The sequence below is a fragment of the Methanosarcina sp. 2.H.A.1B.4 genome (assembly GCF_000979385.1).
Lineage (GTDB): Archaea > Halobacteriota > Methanosarcinia > Methanosarcinales > Methanosarcinaceae > Methanosarcina.
The window spans coordinates 112,431-125,406 of the sequence record NZ_JJOV01000090.1 but is presented as its reverse complement, the minus strand read 5'-3'; the positions used below and the strand labels follow the sequence as shown (position 1 = coordinate 125,406).

Here is a 12,976-nt window from a genome sequence, read left to right as displayed (position 1 = left end):
GGAAGAAAAAAGAAGGATGAAAAAGAAGGATGAAAAAGAAAGATGAAAAAGAAGGACGAAAAAAGGAAAAAATCAGACCTTAAAAGCCTCAGGGTTACTATCCGTTTCTTCAGTCCATTTGCATCCGTCTGCCCTGTTAACCACGCCAACAGTAAATTCTATCCCGCTTTTTTCCACATACTCCCGGGTTCTTTTCAGAGCATGATCCACCATTCCGCCTGTTGTGAGGATAAGGCAGCGTTTTCCACAGAGCGCCATCAGGATCGACTTGTCTATAACACCTGAGGTAACGTCCAGGCGGATTCCGTCCTGTTCGGCAAGAGTCTTGCTTTTCTTGCCCATTGCCCCCACAAAGGCAATTTCTCCATCTTTCAGGATCTGCCTGATTTCTGGCAGGGAATAGCTATCAGTATCATAAAGCAGCACCCCACCAGCTTTGATCCCTTTGCGCTTCAGCTCAACAATAGCCCTGCCGTCAGGGTGGATGTGCAGAACCGTGGCATTAACCGCTTCATAAGGAGAATGGGTCGCATATTCCCCATACATAACCCCGAGATTCAGGTTGTCGCCTTCCCGGACTCCGGGAGGGACCTCAACCCACATAAGGTCAAGCGGCTTTAAAGTGTTGACAAGGTCAGGTATGCTTTTAGGGGAGTTTTTGCCGTATGCAAGCCCCCTCCTCTCAATTTCATGATAAATTTCAAGGGTAGTGGGCTGGCGCAGACCTGTTTTTTTAAGAAGCTCCTGCTCTTTGAAGACCTCCACAGGTGTCCCCTGCCCTATAAGTTTGCTGTTTGACATGAGGTACACATAGTCAGACCAGCGGTAAGCCAGGTCCACATCATGCGTGGAGATGATGATAGTGCTTCCGAATTGGTTAAATTCGTTGAGCAGATCCATTATTTCATCCGCACCCACCGGATCAAGATTTGAAAGAGGCTCATCAAGGATAATCACTTCAGGCTCCATAGCCATAACCCCTGCAATTGCAACCCTCTTTTTCTGTCCTCCGCTGAGATGATGGGGGGGCTTGTCCTTCAGGCGGGAGAGCCCTACCTGTTCAATTGCTTGCTGTACGCAGGCATCGACCCTTTCTTTTGAGTACCCCAGGTTTGCAGGCCCGAAAGCTATATCCTGATACACTGTGGGAGCAAAGATCTGGTCATCGGAATTCTGAAAAACTATTCCTACGGATTTCCGGATTTCCCGGAGGGACTTTGAATCGTACTTAATAGGGGCTCCATGGAAGAGGATTTCACCTTCATCTGGCTTTAAGGTCCCGTTCAGAAGCAGGAAAAGCGTGGACTTCCCGGAGCCGTTCTGCCCTACAAAGGCAATCTTTTTTCCTTTTTTGATCTCGATGTTTATATTCTGGACAGCTGCAGTCCCGTCCGGGTATGTGTATTTAAGGCTCCTGGTCTCAAGAATGATCATGATCTGTTACCTCAAATGATGGATATGTTTTTTGTAAAATAAAAAAGTGCAAGAGCTGAAAGGAAGTAAACAGAGGTCAGCAGTAGTTCTATTGCCCTTACAGGCCTGTGCACTTCAAAGAGAGTCATTTTTCCGTCATAACACCTGGAATTCATGGCAAGAAAGAGCTTATCCCCCTGCTCCCAGGACCTTATAAAAAGTGTACTTCCAAGCATGCCCATTGAATTAAGGGAGCGCCTGAAGTTCGAGTAGCCTAACCTCACAGTCTGGGCATACTTTATGGAAAGGGCCATGTCCAGGAAAACAAAGATGTAACGGTAAATCAGCATGGAAAGCTCGATGAGGGATTCCGGAAGCCTGGTAGTCTTGAGCACGGCAAAGAGTTCTATCATAGGAGTTGTAAGCGAAAGGAAGTAAAGGCAGCACATCCCGCTTAAGGACCGTGAAAGCACCAGGAGAGCAAGCTCAAGCCCATCTGCCCTTACCGAGAGAGGATAACCTGCAAGGTTGAAGGACAGAAGCTCCTGCCCCGATCCGGAGAAAAAAGCAATGATAACCACACCTGTTAATGCAAAGCCTACAGGGGCGAGCAGGAGTTTCAGGTATAATTTAAGGGGAGCCCTGCCGAGAGCAACTGTTGTAAAGCTCATGCAAAGGGCTATGAAAAGAGGAGTTATAGGGGACGTGGATGAAACTCCTACAAGCAGCCCGAAGAGAACTATTGCCAGCTTCAACCAGTTGTTTCGGTGCCTTAGAGGGCTCATAAGGGCATAATCATCAAGGATATTGGTCATGTGGGGAACCTGCAGATAGGTAGATGAAAGCAAAAATCAAGGGTTAAAAATAAAAGGCAAAAGATAAAAACTTTCCTCCCCCGTGGGAAGGATAAGTAAAAGAGTAGAAGAAGAAATTATAAAGATTGCCTGTCGCTATCAGGCTTATTCTTTCCTTTGTATCCAAGCTCGTTTTCATAGTTTTTTTTAGCATTGTAATAGCCAAGGAAGTAGCCAATAACCCCTGCACCGATAGCTGCCTGAAGACCAAAGAGGAGGCTTTCGATTTCCCCGCTTGGAGGCTCCCAGAAAGGTTCTGCAATTGGTTCGTAGGTTCCGCCAGTGATCTCGTTAATCACATTTTCAGCTTCGCCGTCAGCTCCCCCATACTCAGCGTCCGTTGTGGACGACATATGAACGAACTGAACTGCGAAGATAAGAACAATTGCAAGCACAATAATTTCCAGTTTTCTGCTCATGCGGAAATCCCTCTCAGTTTTTTCACGACTGCAGCTTCAATGACTTTCATTTCAATCAGGATATCGCTCTTGACGTTGACCACATACTTGAAGAGCAGGGCACTGATAGCGCCTTCCATGATTGCGAGAGGCACCTGGGTAACTGCAAAGACAGTGGCAAATTTGCCGAATGAACTCATAAAACCTGCAACGGTGAGTACTCCTCCTGCAGGATATGCCAGAGCAAGTTCCACAGAGGTGGTCACATAAGTTGCCCAGTCTCCGAAGGCTGTAGCAAGGAAAACCACAATATAGAAATTGAGATTTGCTTTCATCCCTACCTTATAGACCAGGTATGCCGCCACAGGACCAACGATGCCCATGGAAAAGACATTTGCTCCAAGAGTTGTAAGTCCTCCGTGTGCAAGGAAAAGTGCCTGATAGAGAAGCACGATGGTTCCGAGGACTGCGGAGATTGCCGGACCGAATATAATTGCTGCGACCCCTGTTCCTGTGGGGTGGGAACAGCTCCCGGTTACCGAAGGCAGTTTAAGGGAAGATAGCACGAAAACAAATGCACCTGCGACAGCAAGGAGAGGCAAGATCTCGCGTTTTTCGTTCACCAGCTTATTCATTTTATAGATGCCGTACATTATCACCGGAATTGACACTGCAAACCAGGCCTGCCACCAGGGGCTCGGTAAAAAACCTTCCATTATATGCATAGGATCACCGTAAGGATATCAAGTAAATATTATTGTGAATAAGACAAGTTAAATTGAGTTAATGGATACATAAAGGTTACGGTGAGAGAGAAGCAGATGCGTGAGAGCCTATAAAAATTAGTTTAGAGGTAATAATGTTCTCAAAACGGAGAACACAAAAACAAAACAAGCAAACTTGAATCAATATAAAATATAATTAAGGAAATACATAATAAAGAATAGATAATGAACACGACGGAAATCCATACCCGCGGGAGTCCATGAAAAGAACCGAAGAAAAAGACGATGAAATTCATTGCCAATAAATCAGGAAAGTATGTAATATAAAACAAAATTGCGTATAAATATGAATAATAAAATGAAAAGTAAAAAAATAAAAAAATAAAAATGGAGGTTATAATCGAGCATATGCTCCGTTTTGAGGACCCGGAAGACAGGTCAGAATGGCAAGCAAAGCAAACAAAAATCAACTAAAATTGCTTTAGCAAAAAAGTATTGTACCCTGAGATATATAAGTATATCCATTTGGTTCGTTTAGAGAAAAAGTCTTGAAACAAGATCGTCAGAAAGGGTGTACTGTAGAAGAAAAATAAGAAGATTTAAAAGGAGAAGCTACCGGAATAAGGAAAATTCGTTTGAAAATGAAAGAAAATACAGTCGAAAAAGCAAAAAACAAAAAACAAAAAACAAAAAACAAAAAACAAAAAACAAAAAACAAAATGCAAAATGCAAAACCTGAATAAACCGGATTTGAAAAAATCAAACCTGCCCGCAACAAAAACCGTGAATAGAATCTACTGAAGCTGATGGGTCTTAAAACTCTTTTTACTTATACTATTTGGAAGCCTCGAATCCCATTTTACCTGGGATAAGTCCGGATTCATTTTACCAATTGGCAGATCTTAAAATCCGCCATTAAAAAACACTACCGAATAAGCAAGTACGAAATAACGCGCGAATTTCCCCAGAAAGACCAGGATTGAAAAAGACCTGAAAGAAAGTTGCATAAGCCCTGCAACCATGGTAATCACATCCCCTATACCTGGCACCCAGGTGAAAAGAAGGGTATAGACTCCATATTTATTAAAAAGCCTTTCACTTTTCTCGAGCTTTTCGGGGGAAGGAGATAGATACTTTTCAAGTACATTCCGCCCTTTTAAACCCAGGTAGTAAGTGGTGCATGACCCGAGAAAGTTGCCGGTAGTGGCTACCATAACGACAGCAAAAGGGCTAAATCCCTGGTAAACGAGAGCGATTACTAAAGCCTCCGACCCGAAAGGCAAGACTGTAGAAGCCAGAAAACTCAGGATAAAAAGGTTCAGATAACCGTAGTCAGTAATAAAGGCACTCAGGGTTTCAAGCATAGTACTCCTTCTCTTACACTTCTGCTTACTATTCTATTATATTATTTTATGCCTGCGTGAGGAAGCCTCCAGTAAAATATCAAGGAAAGTGTTCGGTTAAGATATCCAGAGAACTATCAAATGAAGATCCGGAAAGCTATCAGGTTGAAAGATGCGAAGAAAAAAGAAGAAAAAGACCGGAATCAAAAATTAATTTCCGGCCCCTGCTGCAGAAGAAGTATCAAACCTGTTTAGTTCCTTCTTTTCCGGAGCAGTATAAATGCCGTGGCGAGTATTCCAAGAGTTGCAGTGCCGCTGAAGAAAGGAGTTGACTTCGTTACGTCATAACTTCCGCTCAGGCCTCCTACCTCAACCGTATATGTCCCTGCCTCTTCCTCGGTATGGGAGAATTCGACCACGGTACTTGCACCAGCTTCCAAACTCACGGGTTTGGAATCTACGGATTCATTGTTAACCAGCAGTTCCACTTCGGTTTCTCCTGCAATATTGCCGGTGTTTTCAACTTTCACCTGGATTGCAACTGCGTCTCCGCCCTTAACAGAAGCAGGCTCAATTGAGAAGTCAGAATATTCAAAATTGGCTCTGTCTTCAGAAACCTCAATAACCGTTTCTCCTTCCTCATAACCTGCCTTTGTAGCATTTACAGTATATGTACCTGGAGCAGTTACCCAGTAAGACACAGTGCCATCTGTACCCGTCTGTCCTTCAACTTTCTGTCCGCCGAAGAAGACATCTGCCTCGGAGACAGGTTTCTTTTCTACAGAGTCAGTAACCACTATATTAATCTGGTCTCCTACCCTGACGGTTTCCGGAGAGATTGAGAGCAACAGCTTCAGGACACCTGCTCCGACAACATCCACATCCTTACTTCCGGGGATATATCCTGCCTTGTTTGCAGATAATGTGAATTTGCCTTCCTTGCCTGGGGTGTACGTAAGAGTTCCATCGTCTCCTGTGGTCCCGATGCTCTCATCTTCAAGGAAGATTTCAACATCGCTGACTGAAACGTTTCTTGCCATGACCTGGATTTCTGCCGCCTGCCCGACCACAAGGACATCTGGAGCTTCAATTTCCAGCTGGTCCTGGGCAGCGCTCTCGACTTCAACAAAGGGATAGAAGCGCAGGACAGACGAATCAGCCACCTTGAACTTAACGTTGCCCATCAGGTCAATGGTATTGCCCTTTGAAAGGGAAATAGAATCCTCGTTTCTCATTGTGATTCCTGAGCTGGAAATAGTGCTTATTTCCATCCTGTCGAAAGAATCGCCCTGGGAAAGCTCACTGTAATCATCTGAGATCTGGAAGACCCCTTCTATGAACACTGCATCCGTTTCCCGCGACCGGAAGACAGTGCTTACGTGAACTGCGATCATCGGGACTTCTTCAGCTCCTCCGATGTCGGCTTCGTAGATGTAGTCCCCATTCTGGGAAACTATTCCCGAATCCAGCAGCTTCCCATCTTTATACAGCTCAAAAAGCACACTTTTTCCGTTAATATCGACTTCTGAAGCCTTGAGTGAGTAGCCGTTCTCGAGAACTATTGAAGAGCCCGTAAACATCGACTTTTTGTTATCGTCATCAATCAGGACTTTTGCGAGGATATTGTCCGAAAGCACACTCACGCTCTTTGAATTTCCAAAGGTATTCGCAGGATAGCCCGCAAAATACTTCTCAGCCATGAACCCGATAACCTCATAGCTTCCCCAGCTTTCCTGCTCAAATTTCACAAGTGCCGGGCTGGTGGAATAAACAAGCGCTTCGTCATTAATTGACCTTCCACTGATTCCTTCTTTGAGGGTCAGGCTTTCGGTGGAGACATTTTCATCGATGCTGTAATAGAATCCTTCAAAGTTGAAAGGTGTCCAGACAGTTGTCTTAAACACTTCATCGTAGACCGTCCCCCTTAATTCATAGGTCCCGGGCTCGGAAGTCTCGACTATGGGAGCAAAGCGGAGTTCATTGGCATCAGCCACAACAAAGCTAAGTTTTCCCATTATGTCGATAGTATCTCCCTTGCTAAGGGTAATAGAATCACGGTTTTTCATTGTGATCCCGGAACTCGAAGTGGAACTTATTTCCATTTTCCCGAATCTGTCCCCATTCTCAATCTGGACGTATTCATCCGAGATCTGGAAAATACCTTCTACAAAAACCGCATTGGTTTCTCTACCACTGAAGATCTGAGCAAAATGGACTGCAATGAGAGGTACATCTTCTGCAGCCCCAAGCTCGGTTTCATAAACATAGTCACTGTTGGAAGAGAGGAAGTCATCATCTATCACATCTCCGTCCTTTTCGAGCTGTACCCATACGGTATCCCCATTAATGTCCACTTCCACAATGTTCAGGGAATAACCTTCTTCGAGTATGAGAGAAGAGCCCGTATACAGGGATTTCCTGTCATCACTATCAGTCAGGATCTTCGAAAGCTGTCCTTCCGAAATAACACTTATATCGTCCTTTATAAAGCTGGAATTTTCTGTGTACCCCGCAAAATACTTCTCAGCCATGAACCCTATAACCTGATAAGAGTCCCAGTCCCCAAATTCGAATTCCGTTTTAATGGGTCTTGTCTCATATTGCAATTCATTTTTCGGGACATTCCGGCTGCCTGCAGTAAGCTGGATCGTCATATTCTCGGAGCCTACTCCGGTATCCAGGTCATAGTAAAAACCCGAGTACGTCTGGGGCGTCCAGGTATAAGTAAAGTTCTGGTTTGAGTTTTCGTCCCATATACGGTTGCCTTCTGAACTTGAAACCTGTGCGGCTGCAGTTTCGCATAGCAATCCGAGCACTATAAGTAGACATAACATTTTTAGATAATTTTTAATCCCCAAGTTAGCCCTCCTTTTGATATAATGGAGCAAGGGTGCTACTGTCCGGAAGCCCGAGAGAAAAATAGAAACAAAAAAGTTTCCTGAACACTCCCTGGAAGTTTTCCTGGATCCGGATGCCCCCGTTTACTTTTAGAAATATTAAAACGTTTAACTAGATACAGTTAAAGATATTGTATGGATAAGATAAAGATTTTTGGGTAATTGTAAGCATTAAATGAAAAACGAAATAAGAAATAATGGAAAAGGCAGGAGAATTTGTGAGCTAAAAGAGATTAAAAAAGTAAAATTGTGAGGGATATAAAATGTATATTACATTTTTTCCCGTTAAGCAGTATATTTTACTTTTCAAGCATTTTTTTGTAGAGCACAAACCAGGGATTATCCAGAAAACCGATTATATTCTTACTGATAAGCTGCCCTATAAACAGAGGGAGAACTGGCATAACTCCATAAAAAGCAATAAAAACAAAGATCAGAGAATCCAGAGTGAGATTTACAATGTCACTTGCACTTGAACGGAGCCAGATGTAAGGATTTATCAGGGTATCGTGCTTGAAGTTCTTTTCTTTTTCAAAAAAACGTTTTTTAAGGGATGCAAAGACCCAGGCGTCAAGGTTCGAACAGACCATAAAAGAGACCCAGCTTGCAATTGTAATCCTGATGCTCAGCCCAAAGAGGCTCTTCCAGGCATCTTCCAGCTCAAAGAAAGGAGCCGGGCTGAGATTTGAGACCATGCCTATGAAGAGCACGAATAATACCTGAGTCGCAAAAGCTATGAAAATAGAGATATGTGTTCTCCGCTCCCCATAGACCTCATTGATCATATCCACTACCTGAGCAATAAAAGGATAGATGAAAACTGCCGCGGGAGCATAGAAAGAGTAAAAACCAAGGTCAAATACAATAATGCGAGTGGCAAGGACCTGGGAAGCCGCCAGATAAACCACATAGAAAGCCGTCAGCACGGTAAAACCGTTTTCAGGCATTTTTTTGATAACATAAACAGACGCATAGGTAGCAATTGTTAGAGTGATAATCCAGTACAGCCAGACGAACATTTTTTAACACAACCGGGTTTTATAGAGCTTGGAATGAACCGATAAGACTTGAAATAGAATGATAAGGACATGAAATGAGCTAAAAATTAAGAGAAGGTAAATCTGCAAACCTGCAAGATTCGGGAAATAGAAATACTGCCCATTTTATTTAAAGTGTGTATATATTCGTACCCCCGGAGTCTCCGGAGAATACCTTTATACCCGAGAATTCATCCCGCTCGAGAGGTTCCTCAGCCCTCCAATCTGGGAAATAGCCATCCTTTTTAAAATTCTACCCGGAGATCCATAAATTATAAGTTAAAAGAGAAGATTTCTGACCTGTAGAATCACAAATTAACTGCAGAATCATCACTAATCTCAGAATCATCACTAATATCAGAATCATCACTAATATCAGAATCAAGAATCAATCTGAAATCAAGAATCAATCTGAAATCAAGAATCAATCTGAAATCAAGAATCAATCTGAAATCAAGAATCAATCTGAAATCAAGAACTTACCTTCAAAATCAAGAAATAATATATGGAGCCGTCCCGGGCATGGAAACGTACACCAGCATTCCAGAAGACCTGAAGCTTGCCGTACTTGAAAAGGTTAAACCCACGGAAGCCGAAAGAAAAAAACTAACAGCAGTTCAGGAGGAACTTGCCGCAGAGGTAATAGCGGCAGCAGAGAAACTTTGTGTATCGGATATTTTAGTAAAAATGGTCGGTTCTGCTGCAAGAGGCACCTGGCTCTCAGGCACCCATGATATTGATGTTTTTATCAGCTTTCCTGAAGAAACACAGAGAAAAGAACTGGAAATCAGTGGCATGGAAATTGCAAGGGAAGTGGCAAAACACGCAGAACATGCCGAAGACCGCCATGCCGAACATCCTTACCTGAACATTATTTTCAAAGGCTTTGACGTGGACCTTGTCCCCTGCTTCCGGGTTGCTTCGGCATGCCAGCTCAAATCCGCAGTTGACAGGACGCCTTTTCACAATGAATTCGTAAAAACCCACATAAAAGGGCGGGAAGACGAGGTTCTGCTCATGAAGCAGTTCATGCGCGGAGGCGGCGTCTACGGCTCGGAGTTGAGGACGCAGGGCTTTTCAGGCTACCTGACCGAACTCCTGATCATTCACTACGGCTCTTTCGAAAATGCTGTAAAAGCAGCCTGTACCTGGAAACCCGGACAGAAAATAGACATTATGCAACACTCGGAAATGGGACATAACGAACCTCTTGTTATAGTAGACCCGACCGACCCGAAGCGGAATGTTGCAGCAGCCCTCTCCCTTGACAAATTCTGCATGTTTATAGACCACTGCAGGGAGTTTCTGGCAAACCCTGAACTCGAATTATTTTTCCCTGCCCCTCTCCTGCCGCTTGAAGATAAAGAACTTCTTGAGAAACTGGAAAGCCGGAAAAGTTCCCAGCTTGCAGTTGTCTTCAAAACCCCGGACGTGGTCGAAGACGTGCTCTATCCGCAGCTCTATAAAATGGAACAGGCTACAGCTGCCCTCCTGAATGAATACGATTTTTCAGTGATCAAAACCGGGGTATGGTCAGGGAACCCCGAGACCGTAATCATGCTCGAACTGATCTCAGGCACCCTCCCCAACGTCAAGAAAAGAATCGGGCCTCCGGTCTGGGTCAGAGAACACGCTGATAAGTTCAAAGCCAAGTACGAAGGGGCTGAAAATGTTTTCGGAGGCTATATCGAAGGAGGAAAGTACGTCTTTGAAATCCAGCGCAAATACCCGACTGCGAAAGGGCTCCTTGAAGAGCAGCTTGTAAACTGCTCCCTCGGAAAACATGTACATAGCAGCGTGAGTGAAGGCTTTGAGGTCATTGAAGACGCAGCGATCTACAGGCTAAAAGACCCGGATTTCAGGGTTTTTTTGAGGAAATGGTTGTAAAAAGAATTTTTATTCATCAGATTCTAAGGAAAATGCTTAAAAAGAAATTAATAAAAAAGAGGTAGTAAAGAGAAATTAATACAGAGGGACAAACCCCTCCATCCTTTTCTGGTAAAAGAGGTACTGCTGGGCATACCCGCAATAGGGGCCGAAGTATTCCCGCCCCCATTCTCCCATACAACTCAGGTTTGTGCAGGTTTCAAAGTAACTGTCATCGATGTGGTAATGCTGGATAATCTGCCTGACGTGGGTATCTACGGGGAAAGATTCCATTTTTTCAAAAGCGAAAAGAAGGACGCAGTCAGCAACCTTTTCCCCTATGCCGCGAATTCTCATAAGGCGTTCCCGCGCGTACCTGTACTCCAGACGGTAGAGGACGTTAAGGTCAAGTTCGCCTGAAGCCACTTCTCTGGCTGCCTCTTTTATGCGCTCAGCCCTGAAGCCGAGCTTGCATTTGTCAAGCAGGGACAGATCTGCATTTGCAAGAGCCTCGGAGTCCGGAAAACTGAAATATCCTTCTTCGAGCTCCTGTCCGAAAAACTGGCTCAGAAGGCAGATCCTTTTCTGAATTGTGGGGATGCTTGAGGCTGTTGCGAGCATATAAGAAATCAGGCATTCCCAGGGGTCCTGCCTTATCAGGCGCAGGCCTCTGTATTTGTTGATCGCCCTGTTTATCAATAGGTCTTTGTTTATGCTTTCATAAATTGAGGACAGGTTATCATCCAGACGAAAATAATTAGTGAAAAACTCAGGCGGGAGTTTTGAGTCAACCAGCAGTTCCCCGCTGTCTTCCTCCCGGGAAAGCCGGATAACCTGGTCTCCGACAACTCCTGTCCACCAATCTCCTTCCATTTTCCAGCGGAAGACCTGTCCGCAGTCGAGGGTACAGTCAAGGTTAAAAATTACAGGTTTAAGACTGTACATCCAGTTCAAGCCCCCTTAGAAAAGTTCCTGCAGTTAGCGTGTCCCCGAGCCCCACAGTAGTTAGAGGAGATTTGCAGAGCAGTGTGGGAAGTATACAGATTATGTAGCCTTCCATTAGAGCAAAAGCGCCCTGCCCACAGGTTTCTCCGCCGAATGCTTCAAGGAAAAGCTGCAGCTGCTGCCTTCCAAACAGGCTCTCCTGAAGTTTTGAAGCTTCCTTTTCTACAAATTCCCGCCCTTCGAGCTTGCCTGAAGCCGCATATGCTCCAGCACACCTGAGCCCGAAGCCTATGGCTTCAAGATTTTTTTTGGCTGCTTTTAACAGGGCAGGGCTTTTTCTGTATTCCCATTTCCCTGAAATCTCACCCTCATCCGAAATTTCAGAACCACCAGAGTTTCCGGAATCCGGCTTAAAGGCAACCAGGACAAACTCCCTTGTGTGAATGAAAAGTTTGCCGAGCTCATGTCGGGAAGCAAGTTTACAGGCTGCCATTCCTACAGCTTCGGCTTCCATACGCAAAATCCCTTCAGCCGGAATTCCGTGCAGGTTGTGAAGCATTGCAAGCTCGTCCTCGTTCATTCCGATGCTGTATGAGGTCCCGGCAAACTTCAGAAAGACAGCATTTGCAATTTCCCTGCTGGCAAAATGCCCGAATTCCAGATGAAACCTGAGATTTTCATTCCCTGCCTTCCAGGCTTTAAGCTGGGCAAAAGAATTCTCAAGGACCTCTTTATAGGTGCTGCCGTCAGGATAGGTCTCAAGCAGGAGATGGAAACCTGAGATCAGTGCACCGTCCATCTCTCCGGCATGCTTCAGGGCATAGCTCTCAAAGGCAGGGCTGGTAAAGAGCCTGAAATTTAAGTGGTCGCAGGTTGCTATGAAACGGTTTTCCCTCGGAGCCCTGACCTCAGTGCCGTAAAGGGAAAAAGTTTCGCCTTCGGAGAAATCAAAAACGAAATGTATGGGGTCTTGGTTGCTGAAAGAAGAAGGAGAAGAAGAAAAGGTATTATTTCCCGGTTCTTCCTCTGGATTTTCCTCTGTTTGAAGGGGAGCATCCGGGAAATATACTGCTTTTTCGGAGAATAGAGAAAGCTGGGTCTTTGAAGGAACTGCAACATTCGGGACTACTCTCGACGCCCCCAGTTCGGAAAGCACATTTGCCATTATCCCTGCGTTTCCGCCCATCCTTACAAGGGATTTATCGAAATAACGGTTCTTCAGAAACTCAAATACATCCTGCTCAAAAACAAGCCATTCAGCTCCGCACCCATTTTTCATACAATAGGCGAGCCCTGCCGCAAAATCGGATTCCGAAAGGATTTTTCCGGGAGGGTTTTCTATTTTTTCAAGGATTTCAGTCCTGTCAAAAGCACTCAGCAGCTCCGAGATTTCGGCTCCGCTTATCCGGTATACGGAATCTATGTTTACATTATAACCGCAAAGTATGTTCATCTAACCGGTTCCTGTAGATTCAAATGGAAAAGCAGCCTCTTTTTC

General features: G+C 44.6%; 10 protein-coding genes. 1 reads left to right on the top strand and 9 read right to left on the bottom strand.

Annotation, left to right across the window (positions count from 1 at the left end):
* Positions 1-72: 72 nt before the first annotated feature.
* The 7 genes from EO92_RS15130 to EO92_RS15100 all read right to left on the bottom strand — a co-directional run bounded on the left by EO92_RS15130 (position 73) and on the right by EO92_RS15100 (position 8,649).
* Positions 73-1,434, bottom strand: coding sequence for an energy-coupling factor ABC transporter ATP-binding protein (locus EO92_RS15130; RefSeq protein WP_048172849.1), 1,362 nt, complete (start codon positions 1,432-1,434; stop codon positions 73-75).
* A gap of 11 nt (positions 1,435-1,445) precedes the next feature.
* Positions 1,446-2,228 (bottom strand): cobalt ECF transporter T component CbiQ, encoded by a 783-nt coding sequence (gene cbiQ / locus EO92_RS15125; protein WP_048172846.1) that lies wholly within the window; start codon positions 2,226-2,228, stop codon positions 1,446-1,448.
* A 116-nt stretch (positions 2,229-2,344) separates the two neighbouring features.
* Positions 2,345-2,686, bottom strand: coding sequence for an energy-coupling factor ABC transporter substrate-binding protein (locus EO92_RS15120; RefSeq protein WP_048132893.1), 342 nt, complete (start codon positions 2,684-2,686; stop codon positions 2,345-2,347).
* Positions 2,683-3,390 carry an energy-coupling factor ABC transporter permease gene (locus EO92_RS15115; RefSeq protein ID WP_048172844.1) on the bottom strand — a complete coding sequence of 236 codons (708 nt, stop codon included), beginning with the start codon at positions 3,388-3,390 and terminating at the stop codon, positions 2,683-2,685. Before EO92_RS15115 ends, EO92_RS15120 begins: the two co-directional genes overlap by 4 nt.
* A gap of 902 nt (positions 3,391-4,292) precedes the next feature.
* Complete coding sequence (locus EO92_RS15110; RefSeq protein WP_048172842.1) at positions 4,293-4,754, bottom strand: YqaA family protein; 462 nt, start codon at positions 4,752-4,754, stop codon at positions 4,293-4,295.
* 230 nt (positions 4,755-4,984) lie between these two features.
* Positions 4,985-7,591: an S-layer protein domain-containing protein gene (locus tag EO92_RS15105; RefSeq protein WP_048172840.1), complete on the bottom strand. Its 2,607-nt coding sequence runs from the start codon at positions 7,589-7,591 to the stop codon at positions 4,985-4,987.
* Between the two features lie 338 nt (positions 7,592-7,929).
* Entirely contained in the window at positions 7,930-8,649 is a 720-nt protein-coding gene (locus EO92_RS15100; protein ID WP_048172838.1) for a queuosine precursor transporter, read from the bottom strand.
* Between the two features lie 540 nt (positions 8,650-9,189).
* Here EO92_RS15100 and cca point away from each other — a divergent pair.
* Positions 9,190-10,554, top strand: a complete 1,365-nt coding sequence (gene cca, locus EO92_RS15095) for a CCA tRNA nucleotidyltransferase (RefSeq protein WP_048172836.1) — start codon at positions 9,190-9,192, stop codon at positions 10,552-10,554.
* A 75-nt stretch (positions 10,555-10,629) separates the two neighbouring features.
* Here cca and EO92_RS15090 read toward each other — a convergent pair whose 3' ends face one another.
* Positions 10,630-11,478, bottom strand: coding sequence for a DNA-3-methyladenine glycosylase (locus EO92_RS15090; protein ID WP_048172833.1), 849 nt, complete (start codon positions 11,476-11,478; stop codon positions 10,630-10,632).
* The gene (locus EO92_RS15085) at positions 11,465-12,931 is read right to left on the bottom strand and encodes an ADP-dependent glucokinase/phosphofructokinase (RefSeq protein WP_048172831.1); all 1,467 of its coding nucleotides are present in this window, start codon (positions 12,929-12,931) and stop codon (positions 11,465-11,467) included. Before EO92_RS15085 ends, EO92_RS15090 begins: the two co-directional genes overlap by 14 nt.
* Positions 12,932-12,976: the final 45 nt, after the last annotated feature.